We start from the raw sequence: 17,123 nt of genomic DNA, 5'->3' as shown, positions 1-17,123 counted from the left end.
CGAAAGGGCCGGCAGCGCCTTACGCCTTGCGCGGAAAGCGGGTGCGGAAATCGGCGGCGGTGGCGTAGGAGCGCTGCGTGCCGCGCCGGGTGATCGAATCCGCCGCATAGGTCGCCGCCTCGCCCAGTGCCTCGAACACAGGCAGACCCTGGGTGTGAAAATGGGCGAAGGCACCGATGAATGCGTCCCCCGCGCCGGTCGTGTCGACCGGCTCCACCTTGACCGGCGCGACGCGGCGCACCTCGTCGCCCGACACCAGCAGCGCGCCGCGCCCGCCCATCGTCACCACCACCGTGCCGATGCCGCGCGCGGTGAGGGACTTCGCCGCCGCCTCCACCTGCGCCTCGCTCTCGACCGGCAGGCCGGTGAGGGTGGCAAGTTCGGTCTCGTTCGGGGTCAGGAAGGCGAGATCCGCCAGCCGGGCGACATCAAGGTCCGGCAGGGCCGGGGCCGGGACCAGCAGGGTCGGCACGCCCCACTCCTTCGCCCGTTTCACCGTGTGGTAGACCGTCTCGACCGGGATTTCGAGCTGCATCAGGATCAGCGCGCAGCCCTTGAGGAGATCAGCGGCGGAATCGACATCCGCCGGGGCGAGGTGGGCATTGGCGCCCTTGACGATGAGGATCGAGTTCTCGCCCGACGGCTCGACGAAGATCGGCGCCACGCCGGAGGGCGCGCCGGGCGTGCGCAGCACATGGGTGGTGTCGATGGCGTTGCGGGCGAAATTGGCGAGGGTGGCGTCGGCGAAGGCGTCTTCGCCGACCCTTGTCACCATCACCACGGGCGAGCCGAGCCGCGCGGCCGCAATGGCCTGGTTCGCGCCCTTGCCGCCATGGCCCATCTCGAAGCTCGGCGCCTCGACCGTCTCGCCACGCAGCGGCATGTGGTCGACATAGGTGATGAGGTCCATCATGTTGGACCCCACGACGGCGATCTTCGACATTTCAACCTCTCCCGCCGTCCCGCCGGGACGGCCCTTCATTCGTTCAGTCGCGAAAGCCCAGCGCGAGCGCGGCGCATTCGGCCGCGTCGAGATGACCAAGCTCGACGCTGTAGCGCGCCGTGCTCCCGGCCGGCAGGCGGATGACATTGCCCTTGGCCTTCTCCGCTGTGTAACCCTCCGGCTCGCAGGTCGCGGGGAGGGCGAAGGCGCAGACCGACTGGTCGTGTCCCGCCAGAATCCAGCGCACGGTCTTGGGAAAATCCGCCGGGCGATAGCGGGCGAGGAAGGCGTCGCCCTGCGGGCGGCGCAGCAGCATCGTCGTCGCGCCCTGCGCATCGGTGGCGAGACCGGTGAGATAGAACACCTGCTCCGGGTCGAAGCCGTCCGCCTGGCGGATAACACGGCTGCCGGAGGGGTCCGACGCCAGCGCCTCTATGCGGGCGAGATAGGTGCGGTTCGGCGCCACATGCGCCGGCACGGCGCGGCGCACCGCCGTATGGGTTGCATCGTAAGGCGCCTGCTGCAGAATCTCGCCGCCTTCGACGAAGGCGTAGTTCACATGCGCCATATACATGAGGTCCATGGCGTCGCCGGCGGAGAGGTTGGTCACCTCCATCGCCATGTCGAAACGGGCGTCAGCGGCGTGCAGCGTCACGCTCGGCCGGGCCATGTAATGGGCGCCGAAGCCCATCGCGTACTCATAGGCGCCGAACAGCCGCATCCACGGCCCGCGCGCATCCGTGCCTAACTCAATACCGGCGCTGTCCATCGGCGCGCAGGGCATCTCGCCATGGGCGGGATGCGTGTCGGTCGGGCCGGGCACGCCATTGCGCAGCAGGCCCGAATGAAAGGCGAAGCAGCCATAGGTTTCGGCGATGGTCCGCACCGGGCGCGGCGCCTTGAACATGCTGCGCATGGTCAGGTCGACACCGTCGAAGGCGGCTGACCAGATCATCTGCCCGAGATAGGGCAGCACGACCAGCGCGCCGCGTGCATTGGCGAGGCGGACGGCCTCCACACCAGTGGGGTAGCGGAACAGGCTGGCGGTGAGGCCATCATGCTCGACAGCGAGCCGTTCCGTGTCGCCGAAGCTGCGGCGGTCGAGATGGATGCGGGTCATGCGCGGTTCCTGAAAGCGTTCAACACCATGACGAGCAGCAGGAAGCCGCCCCAGATGAAGTCGATCAGATGGTTGGAAAAGCGCATCATCTGGAAGCCCGAGGCCAGCAGCATCAGCGCGATCACCGCGATGGAAATGCCGAGCACCGTGCCCTTGCCGCCGGCGGGATTGGTGCCGCCGAGCACGCAGATGAGCACCGCCTGCAAGAGGTAGGAGGTGCCGTAATCCGACTTCGCCGCATTGGTGCGGCCCGACAGCATGATGCCCGCCAGCGCCGCCAGCGTGCCGCTCAGCATGTAGGAGGCCAGCACCATGCGGTCGCTCTTCAGCCCCGCGAACACCGCCGCCCGCGGGTTGGTGCCGATGAGGAACAGGTTGAGGCCGAAGGAGGTGCGCGTCAGCATCACCGCGATCACCATAGCGACGGCCACGAAGATCAGCAGCGGAACCGCGACGCCGAACAGCTTGCCATTGCCGATCAGCCCCCAATAGGCGGGAAAGCCGACAATGGCCGGCCCGCCGGTGAGCACCATGCACAGGCCGGTGAACACCTGTCCGGTGCCGAGCGTGGCGAGGATGGGGGTGATCTTCGCCCGGGTGATCAGCAGCCCGTTCAGCGCGCCGGCGATCAGCCCGACGCCGAGCGCGAGCATCACCCCGGCCGCGACACGGGCGATCTCGCCGGCCGCGCCGGCCGTGGGATCGCCAGGGAACAGCTTGGTGAAGAACACGCCGGCGAGGATGCCGGCGAGATTGGCAATGCCGATCACCGACAGGTCGATGCCGCCGGTGAGCATGGCCAGCATCATGGCGATGGCGACAATGCCGAGTTCGGGGAAAATGAAGCTGATCGACTCGAAATTGTAGTAGCGCAGGAACTTTGTGGGTTCGAGCCAGCTCATCACTGCGAAGATGACGACCGTGATCAGAACGAGTTGCAGGATGTTGTTGTCGCGGTTGATGAAGCGCGAAAGGTCGAGACGCTTTTCCATGGTGCCCATTCCCCTCACGCCAGCGTCTTGCGGTCGCGCCAGGCGGTGAGCGCGGTGGCGATCACGATGACGCCGCCGACGACCACGCCCTGCCAGGTATTGTCCACCCGCATGATGATGAGGCTGTTCTTGATCAGGACCAGCAGGAACACGCCGAGCAGCGTGCCGAGCACCGAGCCGCGCCCGCCGAAGATGGAGGCGCCGCCCAGCACGACGGCGGCGATCACGTCGAGCTCATAGCCGACGAAATCGCGCGGATTGGCCAGCCAGATCATCGAGGCGTGCAGCAGGCCGGCGAAACCCGCCAGCGCGCCGGCGAGGCCATAGGCGACATAGACCGTGCGTCGGGTGTTGAAGCCGACGCGCTTGGCCGATTCCGCATCGTCGCCATAGGCGAAGATGGAGCGGCCGGTCATGGTGCGGCTGAGGAACCACCAGACCGCGCCGGCGATGGCGAGATAGACGAACACCATCACCGAGAGCTTGGCGCCGCCAATATCGAGGCTGGACCGGCCGAAGGCGATCAGCGCCGGCGGCATGCGGTCGATGTTGACGATCGAGGTGCCGACCAGCCCCAGCAGCAGACCACGCACCACCGAGGCCGATCCCAGCGTGACGATCAGCGGGATCATGCGGAAAGCGTGGATGAAGAAGGCGTTGGCGAGGCCGCAGATGAGCCCGATCAGCGTCGCGCCGATGAAGGGCAGCAGCACGCCCTCATGGCCATAGGCGTTCATCGCCAGCACGGTGAGATACATGGCGGCGGCGGCGAAGGCTGGGAACGACACGTCGATGCCGCCGGAGATCATCACCACCAGCACGCTGAGCGCCATGATGCCGATGATGACATTGGCGCGCAGCAGGTTGAACAGATTGTCCGCCTGCCAGAAAGCGGGATTGATCAGCCCGATCACCACCATGATCGCGGCGACGATGAGGAAAACCGCCGTTTCGGAGCGGCGCATCAGCTTGGCGAGGGTCATCATCAGCGCAGCGTCTTCAAGCGGGAATGGATGTCGTCCTCCTCAAGGCCGCGCGGGTCGAGATCGTCGAGGATCGCGCCGCGGTGCATGAGGAGGATGCGGTTGCAATTGTGCAGAAGCTCCGGCACGTCGTCCGAAATCATCAGCACCGCCAGCCCGTCCTTGACCGCGAGTTCGCGGATGCGCCGGTGGATTTCAGCCTTGGAGCCGACATCGACGCCGACGGTGGGGCCGTTCAGGATCAGCACACGCGGCCCGGTGAGCAGCCAGCGCCCGATGATGACGCGCTGCTGATTGCCGCCGGAGAGCTTGCCGACCTCCTTCTCCACATCGGTGGTGGCGATCTTCATGTCGGCGACGGTGCGCTCGGCCAGCGCGGTCATGGCGTCGTCGGAGAGGAACGGCCCGCGCGTCGCCCGCTCGATGGCGCTGGCCACCACATTGCGGGCGATGGACTGGCTCATGAACAGCCCTTCGGACAGGCGGTCCTCCGGCACATAGGCGATGCCGGCCTCCACCGCCTCCGGCACGCTGGCAAGGCGGAGTGGCGTGCCGTCGAGCAGCACCGTGCCGCGATGCTCCGGCTCCATGCCGAACAGAGCGAGGGCGAGTTCGGTGCGGCCCGAACCGAGCAGACCGGAGAGGCCGACAATCTCGCCGGCGCGCAGATCGAACGACACGTCACGCACCGCCTCGCCGACGCTGAGGTCGCGCACGCGCAGGCGCGGCTCGGCCGACGCATCGCCCGTCCAGCCATAGCGCTCATGGCCGAGATCCTGCCCCGTCATGGCGCGGGTGATGCGTGCCTCGGTGAAATCGGTCGTCGGGCCTTCCTCGACCTTGCGGCCATTGCGGAAGACGCAGATGCGGTCGGAAATTTCCAGCATCTCCCGCATCTTGTGGCTGACGAACAGCACGGCGATGCCCTTGGCGCGGATTTCACGCACCAGGGTGAAGAGCCGCTCCACCTCGCGCCCGGTGAGCGCCGTGGTCGGCTCGTCCATGATCAGCAGGCGCGTTTCGCTCATCAGCGCCCGGGCGATGGCGACGATCTGCCGGTCGGCGGTGGAGAGATCGCCCACCCGCGCGTCGAGGTCGATGGCGACATCGAGCCGGGCGAGCGCCTGCGCGCCGAGGCGGCGGCATTCGGCGGGGCTGACGAGCCGCCGCCCCTCGCTCAGCAGCCGGCCCATGGCGAGGTTCTCCGCCACGGTCAGGCTCGGGAACAGCGAGAAATCCTGATAGATGACCTGGACGCCGGCGGCGATGGCCGCGCGCGGCGAGAAGCCGGACACCGGCGCGCCGCCGATCAGCAGCGTGCCTTCGTCAAAGTCATAGACGCCGGAGACGATCTTGATCAGCGTCGACTTGCCCGAACCGTTCTCGCCGGCGAGGCAGAGGATTTCCGCCGGGGCGATGGCGAAGTCGATGCCGTCCAGCGCCTTCATGCCGGGAAAGCGCTTGGTGACGCCGCGCAGTTCGATCAGGGGTACGGCCATGGGATGCGCCCGTCGGGAAGGGAGGGCCGGCACAAAGTGCCGCCCGCCCATGCCTTTGTCAGCGAAATGAGGGGACCTTCGCAAGCCGGGGAGGGGCGCCCTTGCCCCGCCACGGCTCGCCCTGCGGGAGCGGCGCGGGACCTCAAAGCCCCCGCGCCAACCGCCGTCAGAACTTGTACTGGTCCATGTTTTCCTTGGTCACGCCGACCCAGCCCTGCCCGTAGAGCAGGTTCGGCGCGGCGCCGGCCGGGGTGGTGAGGTTCTCATAGCCCTTGAGGCCGAGATTGAGGCCAGCCTTGATCTGGTCCTTCTTACCCGAGAGCGCCATCACGGCGAGCTCGTTCATGGCGTAGCCAGCGACCGCCGGGTCCCAGAACTGGATGTACTGAATGTCGCCATCGGCGAGGTACTTGCCGGCGACGGAGGGCAGGCCGGTGCCGGAGAAGAACACCTTGCCCTTCAGCCCGCGCTCGGCGATCAGACGGCCGGCGCCGGCCGAGGTCGGCATCGGGCCGCCAATGATGCCGTTCACGTCGGGATAGGTGGTGAGGGCTTCCGACAGCCGGTTATAGTCGGTGTTGGCGTCGTCATAGGTCTCAAGACGCTGGGTGGCGAGCGCCATGTCCGGGAAGTGCTTCTTCTGGTACTCGATCGCGCCGTCGATCCACTCATTCTGCGACTGCGAGGTGAGGCTGCCCACGGTGGCGAGGTACTTGCCCTTGCCGCCCGTGTATTTGCCGAGCACTTCCATCAGCTGCGCGCCATAGGCCTTGTTGTCGAAGGCCTCCAGAATGTAGTCGGCGTTCTTGAGGTTCGAGGCCTCATGGGCGATGACCACGATGCCGCGGTCACGCGCCTTCTTCAGCACCGGCTCCACCGCTTCGACCGAGAAGGGAACGATGCAGATCGCATCGACGCCCTGGGCGATGAGGTTCTCGATGAGCTGTACCTGGGCGGCGGCGTCCGCCTGGCTCGGTCCGACCTGCCACACATCCATGCCGGTGTCGGTGCCGAACTGCTTCACCCCGTCGCGCATCCGGTCGAACCAGGCAATGCCGTCGACCTTCACCACGGTGGCGATGGAGAACTTCTTGCCGGTGGCAGCGGAAGTGATGTCCTTCGGCACCTGGCTGGTGTCCACCACGCCATCCGCAAAGGCGGGGGCAGCCAGCAGCGACAGGCTCGCCGCGAGGGTCAGTAGCGTCTTTCTCATGGATGTCCTCCCAGACATTCGTTGATTCTGATGGCGTTGGCGAAGGGCAGAGATGCCGCCCCGGTGGCAAATCGGCCGGAACGGCTCAGTAGCCGGCATTCGCGACAGGCGTGGCGCCCGCGACAATGGCGATGCTGGCGCTGGCGCCGATGCGGGTGGCGCCGGCGTCGACCATCGCCCAGGCGGTGGCGGCGTCCCGCACCCCACCCGACGCCTTCACGCCCATGTGCGGCCCGACGACCCGGCGCATCAGCCCGATGTCGGCGACGGTCGCGCCGCCGGTCGAAAAGCCGGTCGAGGTCTTGACGAAATCGGCGCCCACCTCCTGCGCGAGGCGGCAGGCCTCTTCCTTCTGGGCGTCGGTGAGCAGGCAGGTCTCCAGGATCACCTTGAGCACCGCGCCGCGGGTGGCTTCGCGGACACTGGCGAGATCGGCGCGGCAGCGCGCGAGATCGCCTTCGATCAGCGCGCCGATGTCGATCACCATGTCGATTTCCTGCGCCCCGGCGGCGATGGCCAACCGTGCCTCGGCCGCCTTGGCCTCGGCCCCGCCGGCTCCCAGCGGGAAGCCGACCACCACGCAGGTCTTCACCGGCGTGCCGGCGAGTTCATCGGCGACGAAGCCGGCATGCACCGCGTTCACGCACACCGAGGCGAAGCCATGGTCGCGCGCTTCCGCGCAATAGCGCGCAACTTCAGCGCGCGAGGCTTCCGCCTTGAGAAGGGTGTGGTCGATGATCCCGGCCAGGGCGCGGGAATCGCGCAGGGCTGGTGCGTTTGCTGCCATGTGACGTCTTCACCCGGTCAATTTTGTTATGATTATCACAAGATTTGTTGCGAACATTTCACGGCACACTTGACGAGTCAAGGCGGACCGCCAATGAAGGTGGGGGATGGGGAGCGACGTGAAGAAACCCGAGCGAATCCGGCGGTTGGACGAGCGGTTGCGCGCCGTGGGCGTGCTGCATCTGCGCGACGCCGCCCAGCATCTCGACGTGTCGGAGATGACGGTGCGCCGCGATCTCGCGAGCGCGCCGGAACTGTTCAGCTATCTCGGCGGCTATATCCTGCCCGCAGGCAGCGAGCGCGCCTCGACCTACCGGCTTGATGCGGAATTCGACGCCCATGCCGAGGCCAAGGAGGCGGCCGGCCGCGCGGCGGCGCGCCTTGTCGAGCCGGACGACACCATCTTCATCGATTGCGGCACGACCACGCCGCGCATGATCGACCATCTACCGATGACGGGCCGGCTCACCGTCATCACCTATGCCATGAACATCGCCACCCGGCTCGCCGGGCGGCCGAACACGAGCCTGATCCTGCTGGGCGGGCTGTTTCACGCCTCGTCGCAGAGCTTTTCCGGCGAGGAGGCCCTGCGCAGTCTGGAACGGCTCGGCATCAGCAAGGCGTTCATTTCCGCCGGCGGCGTCCATGCCCAGCATGGCGTCACCTGTTCCAACTTCCACGAGGTGCCCGTGAAGCAGGCGGCGCTGGCGCGGGCGGCGGTGGCCTATCTCGTCGTCGACTCCAGCAAGATCGACAAGATCAAGCCCGCCTTCTTCGCCCGGCGCGACCAGTTCGCCCGCCTCATCACCGAGGCGGACGCGCCGACCTGAAGCAGCCGCTAGAAGCGGTAGGTCACACCCATGATGGGTCCCTGCATCAGCACGTCATAGAGAAACGCGCCGTTCTGGTAGTCGACCGACAGCGCGCGATAGCCGGCGCGCAGGGCGAGATTCTCGTTCCACTGGTAGTTCACCGTGGCAATGGCCTGCCAGGTGAGCTTGGAGCCGACATCGAACCCACCGATATCGCCGACCAGCGTCAGGCTCCACGGCCCGCCAAGCTGGGCGAGCACGCGGGCGGCGATGACCGGATCGACCCAACTCTCGGCCTGGCTGTACTCAAGCCCCGAGGGCAACAGGCCGGGATCGACGGTGAGCCGGTTGTTGAGGTGCCAGTAGCGCAGGCCCGCGCCGGCATCGACATCCAGCGTGTCCGATTCGTAGAGGCGATAGAGCACGTCGCCCTGCAACGTCAGGCTGCGCGATCGGATTTCGAAGCCGGCGTTATAGGGGCCGGGCAGGGTGCCGGACGGCGTCACCTGCGTGAACATCAGATCGGCGAGAAAGCCCCAGCGCCCCACCCGCATTTCGCCCGAGCCCATGACCGCGCCATTGAGGTCCTGCAACACGTCGCGGAAGCTGAGGTCGATATTGGCGGCGGGCAAAGGCGGCAGGGTGGAACTGGTGCCGTGCAGCGCGCTGGCCCAGAGATACATGGTGGCGGAGAAGGTCGGCGCATCCGCGTCGACGACCGGCGCGGGCAGGCTCACCGCCGGCGAGGACGGTTCAAGATCGGCGGCACCGGCTGGCGCGCCGCCGACAAGGGCCAGCAACGCCGCGCCGAAGAACGGTGCGGCGGCGGAAGGGCCAAGGGCCCGCAGGCGGGGCTCGCGCATCAATCGTTCTCCAGACCCATCTCGTAGAGCGCCTCGCCGGGCTGCGCCAGCGGTGCGGAAAGCGTAGCCTTCAGCGCCGCGCTGTAGAAGAGCGGCGGTGCCATGGTGCGGGCGAAATCCACCACACGCTGCTGCAACTGAGCAACCTTATCCGGGTGAGCGGCGGCAAGATCGTTGCTCTCCGACGGGTCTTTGGCCAGGTCGAACAATTCGACCTTGGGCGGCAGCGCGACGTGCCATACCAGCTTCCAGTCGCCCTCGCGCACCGCGCCCTGGGTCGGATCGACATTGTAAAGCAGTTCCGCGCGTCCGGGCTGACCGGCGGCCAGCACCTGCCAGACATCGCCGCCATCGAGCGGCTTCGCCTTGCCGAGGCTGGCGCCGGCGAGCTTGGCGAGGGTGGGGAGCATGTCCACCACATGCATCACCCCTTCCGCCGCGCCCGGCGCGATCCGTCCGGGCCAGTTGGCGAGGGCGACGACACGGGTGCCGCCCTCATAGAGCGTGCCCTTGCCCGCGCGCAGCGGCGCGTTGCTGGGCGGAAGGTCGCCCGCAACCGCGCCCTCGCCGGCGAACATCTTGTCGCGCGTGCCGCCATTGTCGCTGTGGAACACGATCAGCGTGTTCTCGCGCATTCCCTGCGCGTCGAGTGCCGCCACCACCTTGCCGATCTGCTCGTCCATGGCGGTGATCATCGCCGCATAGGCCCGGCGCTGGGGGTCCGCGATGTCCGCATAGGCATCGAGATAGCGCTGCGGTGCTTGATAGGGCGTGTGCGGCGCGGTGAAGGCGAGATAGAGGAACAGCGGCGTCTTCGGATCATGGCCGGCGATCTGCCGGATCGCATCGGCGCCGAACAGCTCAGTGTCGTAGCCCTCTTCCTTCAGCAGCGTGTTGTCACGGTACCAGTCGGTGACGCCGTGCGCCTCGTGCTTGAAGTGGTCGATCTCGCCGACCAGCGGCCCGTAGAAGTAATCGAAACCGCGCTGGCGCGGCCAGTATTTGCGGTCGGCATGGCCGAGATGCCACTTGCCGACCAGCGCGGTGCGATAGCCCACCTCCTTCAGCGCCTGCGGCAGCAGGAACTCATCGGTGGCGAGGCCGTAGCTTGCTCCGGAGGGGATGACGCCCACCTGCAGCCCGTAGCGCAAGGGATAGCGCCCGGTCAGCAACGCCGCACGGGTCGGCGTGCACATGGGCTGGGTGTAGAACTGGCTCAGCGTCGCCCCCGTCGCGGCCAGCGCGTCGAGATTCGGGGTGCGGATATCGGAGCCCCGGAAGCCGACATCGGCGAAACCGAGATCGTCGGCGACGATGTAGAGAATATGCGGGCGCGGCGCCGCCTCCGCCCGCGCACCGGAGGAGAGCAGCGACAGGCCGGAAACGGCGGCGAGGAAGCCGGCGCTGCCGGCCAGCACATCGCGGCGGCTGGGCGCACCGGCCGGCGCGGCGGGGGGGAGGTCACGATCAGTCACGGCAGTTCCTCGGCTTCGGCGCGTCACAGGGGGCGGGCATCAGGGGCGACACGGCGGATGCAGCGGAAACCGATATGCACCGAGGCCGTATCAAGGGTCTGGGGTTGGCGGGCGGCCGGGCGGTAGCGCCGGCAATAGCTGGGCGCACACAGATGCGAACCGCCCTTGAGCACCTTGCGCGGCGCCAGCGCCCCCGCCTCGAGCGGATCGACGCTGTCCTCGCGCCGCGCGCCGCGCGGGTTGCGCGAGACGCAGCACGCCTTGGCGGAGGGGAGGGACGCGGCATGGCTGGAGGCGTACCAGTCGTCGGTCCACTCCCAGACATTGCCGATCATGTCGAAGACGCCAAAGCCATTGGCGGGATAGGCGCGGACCGGCGAGGTACCGGCATAGCCGTCCTCGGCACTGTTTTCCCGAGGGAACGCGCCCTGCCAGGTATTGGCGCGGTGGACGCCTCCCGGCACCAAGGTTTCGCCCCAGGCAAATTCCGCTCCCTCAAGCCCGCCGCGCGCGGCGAACTCCCATTCCGCCTCGCTCGGCAATTGCTTGCCGCACCAGCGCGCATAGGCGAGGGCGTCCTCATGCGCGACATGGACGACGGGATGATCCTCAAGGCCGTCGAGGGTGCTGCCAGGCCCTTGCGGGTGGCGCCAGTCCGCGCCGGGCACGAAGCGCCACCACTGCGTCCAGTCCTCATATGGCACCGTATGCTCAGGCGCGGTGAAGACGAGCGAGCCGGGCACGAGCAGGCGCGGATCGGCGTCGGGATAATCCGCCGGGCAGGGGTCCCTCTCCGCCAGCGTCCGGTAGCCGGTGGCGGCGACGAAGGCGGCGAACGCACGGTTGGTGACCGGGGTCGCGTCGATGAAGAAGCCGTCGACGCTGACTCGGTGGGCCGGCTCTTCCTCGGGATAATGCCGATCCGAGCCCATGGTGAACGTACCGGCGGGGATCCACACCATGCCGGGTGCCCTCAGCGCCCCGGCATCGGCAGGCCCCTCGGCCAGAACTGTCAGCTGCATCGCGGCTCCGCTGTCTTCCCGCCGGCACCTTCCTCGCGGGGCCAAGCCGGCGTCGCGATCCGGAAAGACCGCGGATCAGGAACCTAGCACCGCCCCGTCGGCCCCCTCAATTGCCATTTCGCGCCAGACGGACCGGCGCCAATGGAGCGGCGCGGTGCCTTCCCAGCGATGGAAGGCGCGGATGAAATGGGCGGGATCGCTGTAGCCCAGCTGCCGGGCGATGGACGCGACGGGGAGCCGACTCCCGGCGAGGCACTGCCGCGCCTGCGCCTGCCGCCACTGATCGACCAGAACCTCGAAACGCAGGCCGAGCGAGGCGAGACGCCGCTGCAGCGTGCGCGGCGACAGACCGAGGCTACGGGCGGCATCGATCAGCGACAGCGTGCCGGCAAGCGCCGAGGCGGTGATGATCCGTTCCAGCGCCGCGACCAGCGCGGCATCGTCGTGCCGCCGATACAGCACGACCGGCGTCGCGGCGCCGTCGAATTGCGTCCATGCGGCCCCGAACAGCGGGTTCGGGCGGTCGAGCCATGCCGCGTCGAAACCGATGACGAGCCCCTGGCCGTTGCCGAAGGAGACATCTGCGGCCAGTGCGTCCTCATAGGCGCGGACCGGCGCGCGCGCCTGGTGCGGCAGGCTCACGCGCAGCGGGCCGGCCTCGGCACCGGCCAGGGCGCGCAAGGCCCGGACCATGAAACCGGCGACCCCGTCATTGAGCACGGCGCTGTGGCCTGGATCGCTGTCTTCGAAACTGTGACGCCAGAACGCCCGTCCGCCGTCTTCATCAAGCTGGAGACGCACCCCGCCCTGAAGGGTCGGCATATGCCGGGCATGGGCGGCGAGGCTTTCGCGCAGCGTACGGCCGGAGAACAGCGCCCGCCCGGAGAGGCCCAATCGCGCCGGCTGCGCGCTGGCGGCGAGGGCGAGACCCAGCGTCGGTTCGCCCGCCCGCCGCGCGGCCTCGTGCAAAACGGTCGCGATCTGGCCGCGCGCGACGATATCCTCGCCATCAAGGGCGCCCGATATGCCGGCCCGGTCCAGCAGCGGCGCAAGTTCCAGGCCTTGCGCCTGCGCGGCCTGCGGCAGCATGTGCAGCAAAGACAGACGGATCGGGTGCCGGTCCCACATCAGCTCGGTTCCAACGCCCGTCTTTTACCGAAGATGGGCTCCAGTTCCGCCCCCCTCAGCGGCCGAAACTACCATCCCCCTTAGCCGCTTGCCTAGCGCCGCCGGAGGGAGGGCGCCGCACCGTCAGCGCACCGACAACCGCACGAGCCAGAGCTTGGTCTCGCGTGTCAACGGCGGCGCCTGGTAGGTATGAATCAATGGCTGGTGATGCAGATCGCACCCATAATAGACCCGGCCGAGCCCCTACTGCCGCAGAACATCACCTTGCCACCGCTCGACAAGGATCAGATGGTGGGCACCGGGAAGGTCAGCCCGCCACTGTCCACCCGACCAACGGTCATTGGCCGAACAGGCTGGCGTCCGACGCCTCCCAGTGCAGCCGCAGGTTGGTGCCATTCGTCACATCGTCGGCACGTGCCAGGCGCGCGGGCATGCGCATGTTGACGCTCGCGCCCCAACCCGTTGTCAGCACGAAGTGGTAGGTTTCGCCAATGAAGGTGGCATCGGACACAACCACGTCGATGCCGGGCCCATTCCCACCTCCGAGCGGCGACAGACGCAGCCGATCGGGCCGGATCATCAGGCCGCCGCGCTCCCCTGCCTTGACGGCCCCGTGCACCGCGACGCTCTCCAGCGCGCTGCCATCCGGCAGCGTGATGTCCGCGAACCCACCTTGGCTGCGGGTGATGGTACAGTCGAGAAAATTGGAATGGCCGATGAAATCGGCGACGAAGCGGGTTCGGGGCGTCTCATAAAGCTCACGGCCCTTGCCGAGTTGCTCGATTTTTCCGTGGTTGAACAGGGCGATGCGGTCGGAGAGGCTCAGCGCCTCCTCCTGGTCATGGGTGACATAGAGGATGGTCACCCCCGTCTGCCGGTGGATGCGGCGGATCTCGTCCTGGATTTCCTCGCGCAGCTTCTTGTCCAGTGCCGAGAGCGGCTCGTCCATCAGCAGCAGCGGCGGGTCGTAGGCCAGCGCCCGCGCCAGCGCCACGCGCTGCTGCTGGCCGCCGGAGAGCTGGGCGGGCATGCGGCCGGCGAAACTCTCCAGCCGCACCAGCGCCAGCATCTCCTCGACCTTGCGGGCGATTTCCGCCGCCGGGCGCCGGCGCACGCGCAGCGGAAAGGCGACGTTCTCCGCGACGGAGAGATGCGGGAACAGCGTGTAGCGCTGGAACACCATGCCGATATTGCGCTTGTTCGACGGCTCGGAAAGGATGCTGCGCCCCTCCAGCCGCACATCGCCGCGCGTCGGCTCGAAGAAGCCGGCGATCATGTAGAGCGTCGTGCTCTTGCCCGAGCCCGAGGGCCCAAGGAAGGTGACGAACTCGCCCCGCGCGATCTCCAGCGACACGTCGCTGACGGCGGTGACATTGCCGAATGTCTTGGAAATATTGGCTATTTCCAGAAAGCTCATGAGCGGTCGTCCTTGCGAAGGAGGGCGGCGGCCGCCATGAGGGCGGCGGTCAGGGCGATCAGCAGCGTCGAGACGGCGGCGATGACCGGGGAGAGGTCCTGCCGCAGCGTGCCGTAAATGCGCACCGGCAGCGTCTGCAGATCGGGGCTCGCCATGAAGATGGCGATCACTACCTCGTCCCAGGAGGCGAGGAAGGAGAAGATCGCCGCGCTGATCAGCCCGAGGCGGATGCCGGGGAGGGTGACACGGATCTTGGCTTCCAGCGGGCTGGCGCCGCAGACGATGGCGGCGGTTTCAATATCGCGGTCAAACCGTTCCAGCGCATTGGAAATAGCGATGATGGAGAAGGGCAGGGCGATGACGAGATGCGCGAGAACGAAACCCAGAAACGTGCCGTTCAGGTGCAGCCGCAGGAAGAAGGCGTAGAGGGCCACCGCCAGCACCACCACCGGCAGGATCATCGGGGTGAGAAACAGCGCCCGCAACGCCTGCCGGCCGCGAAACGTGCCGCGTGTCAGGCCGAAGGAGGCCATCAGGCCGATGCCGACCGACAGCACCGTCACCACGGCGGCGATCTTGAAGCTGGTGAGGAAGGAGGCGATCCATTCGGGATCGTCGAACAGCTCCTCATACCAGCGCAGCGTCCAGCCGGGGGGCGGGAATTGCAACCATTGCGAGGAGCCGAAGGACAGCGCGACGATCAGCAGGATCGGCAGCAGCAGATAGGCGCCGACCAGCAGGGCGATGAGGCTGAGGGCGACCCGCCAGGGGCCGAGACGGGCGAAATCCAGCAGCATGGCGCCTAGCCCCTCGCCTGGCCGAAGCCGAAAAAGCGCAGCTGCACCATATAGATGGCGAGCGTGATAACGAGGAGCACCAATGCCGCCGCCCCTGCCAGCCCCCAGTCGAGCAGCGACTGCACCAGTTGCGCGATCAGTTCCGCCAGCATCATGTTGGCGGTGCCGCCGAGCAGGGCCGGGGTGATGAAATAGCCAAGCGACATGACGAACACCATCAGCGCGCCGGCGGCGATGCCGGAGGCGGTGAGGGGGAGCATGACGCGGGTGAAAGCCTGAAAACGGCTGGCGCCGCAAAGGGATGCGGCCTGGAAGATGGCGGGGTCGATGGAGCGCAGCGTGGCGTGCAGCGGCAGGATCATGAAGGGCAGCATGATGTAGGTCATGCCGATGGTGACGCCGACAAGGTTGTTGATCAGCGGCAGCGGCTCGGAAATCAGGGCGAGATTCATCAGCGTGCGGTTGATGATGCCGGTGCGCTGGAGCAGCACCATCCAGGCATAGGTGCGGGCGAGCAGGTTGGTCCACATCGACAGGATGACGATGGCGAACAGCAGCCGCGACCAGAAGGACGGCGCGATCGCCAGGAACCAAGCCACTGGAAAACCGAGGAGAACCGTCACCACCGTGACGGTGAAGGCGACAAGGAAAGTGTTGCCGAGCACCTTGAGATAGGTCGTCGAGCCGAAGAAGGTGGCGTAGTTCTGCAGCCCCGGCGCGGGTTCCAGCACGCTGCGCAGCAGCAGGGCCAGCACCGGAATCACGAACACCAACACAACCAGAGCGAGCGCTGGCAGCACGGGCGCGAAGCCCCGTCCGCCCCGCCGGGCGGCTGGGGATTGGGGGGCCATCGGTACGTCGGTCACGGTCATGAGGGCTCGATCACGGCGGTTCGATGAGTGCAGTGAGGTGGACGATGAGGCCGAGGAGGACGGAAGGGTGCGTTCCTCCTCACCCGACGCCTTTCCGCGCTCCCTGTGACGGGGAGCGCGGATCGCATCCGGCGATGATCCGCCGGCTCACTCCGCCTGCCAGGCGTACCAGCGCTTGCCGATCTCGTCGCGATGGGCGGCCCAATAGCCCATGTCGAGATTGATCTGCGAGGCGGTGTGCTTGTCGGGCAGGTTGGCGGCCACGTCCTTCGGCATCAGCGCGGCGGACTTCACATTCACCGGCGCATACCCGCTCTCGGTGGCGAAGCTCGCCTGTCCCTCGGGGCTGGTCGCCTCGGCAATGAACTTCATCGCCGCTTCCTTGTTCTTCGACCCCTTCGGCACGACCAGCATGTCGGCGGCGGTCAGGTTCTGTTCCCAGGAAAGGTCGACCTTCTCCCCGCTCTGCTGCAGCGCGAAGATGCGCCCGTTCCAGAACTGGCCGATCGGCGCCTCGCCGGAGGCGAGCAGCTGCTGCGACTGCGCGCCGGTGCCCCACCAGACGATGTCCTTCTTGATGCTGTCGAGCTTCTTGAAGGCGCGGTCGAGGTCGAGCGGATAGAGCTTGTCGGCCGGCACACCATCCGCCAGCAGGGCAATTTCCAGCACGCCCGGCGCCGACCATTTGTAGAAGGTGCGCTTGCCGGGGAAGGTCTTGGTGTCGAACACATCCGCCCAGCTCTTCGGTGCCTTTCCCTTAAGGCTCGCCGGGTTGAAGCCGAGCACGAAGGAATAATAGAAGCTGCCCACCGCATGGTCGGTAACGAAGCGCGGGTCGATCTCGCCGCGCTTGACGATGGAAAAGTCGATCGGCTCGATCAGCCCGTCCTTGGCGGCGGCGGCGGCGAAATCGGCTTCCACATCCACCACGTCCCAGGAAACGTTGCCGCTCTCGACCATGGCTTTCAGCTTGCCATAATCGGTCGGGCCGTCCTGCTTGACGGTGATGCCGGTTTCCTTGGTGAAGGGCACGGCCCAGCTCTTCTTCTGGGCGTCCTGGGTGGTGCCGCCCCAGCTGGTAAAGACGATGGAACCCGACTGCGCCACCGCCGCACCGGCAAGGCCGGCGGCGAGGGCGAGGGCGGCAATTCCGAGGGCACGGGATGTGCGCGACATGGTGGTCCCCTTTGGTTGGCGTTCG

The 17,123-nt window shown here is 67.3% G+C and carries 16 protein-coding genes; 1 reads left to right on the top strand and 15 read right to left on the bottom strand.

Translation table 11 applies throughout. The annotated features are described in order from the left end of the window. Positions 1-19: 19 nt before the first annotated feature. The 7 genes from rbsK to deoC form a co-directional block, all read right to left on the bottom strand. Positions 20-943 (bottom strand): ribokinase, encoded by a 924-nt coding sequence (gene rbsK, locus K9D25_RS15625; protein WP_244376549.1) that lies wholly within the window; start codon positions 941-943, stop codon positions 20-22. A 43-nt stretch (positions 944-986) separates the two neighbouring features. Then, the gene (locus K9D25_RS15620; RefSeq protein WP_244376547.1) at positions 987-2,063 is read right to left on the bottom strand and encodes an aldose 1-epimerase family protein; all 1,077 of its coding nucleotides are present in this window, start codon (positions 2,061-2,063) and stop codon (positions 987-989) included. After that, positions 2,060-3,055 carry an ABC transporter permease gene (locus K9D25_RS15615; protein ID WP_244376546.1) on the bottom strand — a complete coding sequence of 332 codons (996 nt, stop codon included), beginning with the start codon at positions 3,053-3,055 and terminating at the stop codon, positions 2,060-2,062. The genes K9D25_RS15620 and K9D25_RS15615 overlap by 4 nt, the downstream gene beginning before the upstream one ends. 14 nt (positions 3,056-3,069) lie before the next feature. Next, positions 3,070-4,041, bottom strand: a complete 972-nt coding sequence (locus tag K9D25_RS15610) for an ABC transporter permease (RefSeq protein ID WP_244376545.1) — start codon at positions 4,039-4,041, stop codon at positions 3,070-3,072. Continuing rightward, positions 4,041-5,537 (bottom strand): sugar ABC transporter ATP-binding protein, encoded by a 1,497-nt coding sequence (locus tag K9D25_RS15605; RefSeq protein WP_244376544.1) that lies wholly within the window; start codon positions 5,535-5,537, stop codon positions 4,041-4,043. Before K9D25_RS15605 ends, K9D25_RS15610 begins: the two co-directional genes overlap by 1 nt. A gap of 166 nt (positions 5,538-5,703) precedes the next feature. Continuing rightward, positions 5,704-6,750 (bottom strand): autoinducer 2 ABC transporter substrate-binding protein, encoded by a 1,047-nt coding sequence (locus K9D25_RS15600; RefSeq protein WP_244376542.1) that lies wholly within the window; start codon positions 6,748-6,750, stop codon positions 5,704-5,706. A gap of 85 nt (positions 6,751-6,835) precedes the next feature. Then, entirely contained in the window at positions 6,836-7,537 is a 702-nt protein-coding gene (deoC, locus tag K9D25_RS15595; protein ID WP_244376541.1) for a deoxyribose-phosphate aldolase, read from the bottom strand. A gap of 118 nt (positions 7,538-7,655) precedes the next feature. On the opposite strand from deoC, the gene K9D25_RS15590 reads away from it, so the two are divergent. Then, positions 7,656-8,366 (top strand): DeoR/GlpR family DNA-binding transcription regulator, encoded by a 711-nt coding sequence (locus tag K9D25_RS15590; protein WP_244376540.1) that lies wholly within the window; start codon positions 7,656-7,658, stop codon positions 8,364-8,366. An 8-nt stretch (positions 8,367-8,374) separates the two neighbouring features. Here the strand turns inward: K9D25_RS15590 and K9D25_RS15585 are convergent, their stop codons facing one another. From K9D25_RS15585 to K9D25_RS15550, 8 genes are all read right to left on the bottom strand, one after another. Further along, a complete protein-coding gene (locus K9D25_RS15585) occupies positions 8,375-9,211 on the bottom strand; it encodes a hypothetical protein (protein WP_244376538.1) in 837 nt (278 codons plus the stop codon). Next, positions 9,211-10,686 (bottom strand): arylsulfatase B, encoded by a 1,476-nt coding sequence (locus K9D25_RS15580; RefSeq protein ID WP_244376537.1) that lies wholly within the window; start codon positions 10,684-10,686, stop codon positions 9,211-9,213. Before K9D25_RS15580 ends, K9D25_RS15585 begins: the two co-directional genes overlap by 1 nt. A gap of 23 nt (positions 10,687-10,709) precedes the next feature. Then, entirely contained in the window at positions 10,710-11,708 is a 999-nt protein-coding gene (locus tag K9D25_RS15575; protein ID WP_244376536.1) for a formylglycine-generating enzyme family protein, read from the bottom strand. A gap of 75 nt (positions 11,709-11,783) precedes the next feature. Continuing rightward, complete coding sequence (locus tag K9D25_RS15570; protein ID WP_244376535.1) at positions 11,784-12,836, bottom strand: AraC family transcriptional regulator; 1,053 nt, start codon at positions 12,834-12,836, stop codon at positions 11,784-11,786. A 337-nt stretch (positions 12,837-13,173) separates the two neighbouring features. After that, positions 13,174-14,253, bottom strand: coding sequence for an ABC transporter ATP-binding protein (locus K9D25_RS15565; RefSeq protein WP_244376533.1), 1,080 nt, complete (start codon positions 14,251-14,253; stop codon positions 13,174-13,176). Beyond that, positions 14,250-15,050 (bottom strand): ABC transporter permease, encoded by an 801-nt coding sequence (locus K9D25_RS15560; RefSeq protein ID WP_244376532.1) that lies wholly within the window; start codon positions 15,048-15,050, stop codon positions 14,250-14,252. Before K9D25_RS15560 ends, K9D25_RS15565 begins: the two co-directional genes overlap by 4 nt. Positions 15,051-15,055: 5 nt before the next feature. Then, positions 15,056-15,922: an ABC transporter permease gene (locus K9D25_RS15555; RefSeq protein WP_432207886.1), complete on the bottom strand. Its 867-nt coding sequence runs from the start codon at positions 15,920-15,922 to the stop codon at positions 15,056-15,058. A 147-nt stretch (positions 15,923-16,069) separates the two neighbouring features. After that, positions 16,070-17,098 (bottom strand): ABC transporter substrate-binding protein, encoded by a 1,029-nt coding sequence (locus K9D25_RS15550; protein ID WP_244376529.1) that lies wholly within the window; start codon positions 17,096-17,098, stop codon positions 16,070-16,072. Between the last annotated feature and the right edge of the window lie 25 nt (positions 17,099-17,123).

The sequence above is a fragment of the Ancylobacter polymorphus genome (assembly GCF_022836935.1).
In the GTDB taxonomy this organism is placed as follows: Bacteria; Pseudomonadota; Alphaproteobacteria; order Rhizobiales; family Xanthobacteraceae; genus Ancylobacter; species Ancylobacter polymorphus_A.
This window is presented reverse-complemented; position numbering and strand designations above follow the sequence as displayed.

Coding starts and splice junctions, on each gene's coding strand:
- rbsK (WP_244376549.1), bottom strand. CDS start 943: ATGTCGAAGATCGCCGTCGTGGGGTCCAACATGATGGACCTCATCACC.
- K9D25_RS15620 (WP_244376547.1), bottom strand. CDS start 2,063: ATGACCCGCATCCATCTCGACCGCCGCAGCTTCGGCGACACGGAACGG.
- K9D25_RS15615 (WP_244376546.1), bottom strand. CDS start 3,055: ATGGAAAAGCGTCTCGACCTTTCGCGCTTCATCAACCGCGACAACAAC.
- K9D25_RS15610 (WP_244376545.1), bottom strand. CDS start 4,041: ATGATGACCCTCGCCAAGCTGATGCGCCGCTCCGAAACGGCGGTTTTC.
- K9D25_RS15605 (WP_244376544.1), bottom strand. CDS start 5,537: ATGGCCGTACCCCTGATCGAACTGCGCGGCGTCACCAAGCGCTTTCCC.
- K9D25_RS15600 (WP_244376542.1), bottom strand. CDS start 6,750: ATGAGAAAGACGCTACTGACCCTCGCGGCGAGCCTGTCGCTGCTGGCT.
- deoC (WP_244376541.1), bottom strand. CDS start 7,537: ATGGCAGCAAACGCACCAGCCCTGCGCGATTCCCGCGCCCTGGCCGGG.
- K9D25_RS15585 (WP_244376538.1), bottom strand. CDS start 9,211: ATGCGCGAGCCCCGCCTGCGGGCCCTTGGCCCTTCCGCCGCCGCACCG.
- K9D25_RS15575 (WP_244376536.1), bottom strand. CDS start 11,708: ATGCAGCTGACAGTTCTGGCCGAGGGGCCTGCCGATGCCGGGGCGCTG.
- K9D25_RS15570 (WP_244376535.1), bottom strand. CDS start 12,836: ATGTGGGACCGGCACCCGATCCGTCTGTCTTTGCTGCACATGCTGCCG.
- K9D25_RS15565 (WP_244376533.1), bottom strand. CDS start 14,253: ATGAGCTTTCTGGAAATAGCCAATATTTCCAAGACATTCGGCAATGTC.
- K9D25_RS15560 (WP_244376532.1), bottom strand. CDS start 15,050: ATGCTGCTGGATTTCGCCCGTCTCGGCCCCTGGCGGGTCGCCCTCAGC.
- K9D25_RS15555 (WP_432207886.1), bottom strand. CDS start 15,922: ATGACCGTGACCGACGTACCGATGGCCCCCCAATCCCCAGCCGCCCGG.
- K9D25_RS15550 (WP_244376529.1), bottom strand. CDS start 17,098: ATGTCGCGCACATCCCGTGCCCTCGGAATTGCCGCCCTCGCCCTCGCC.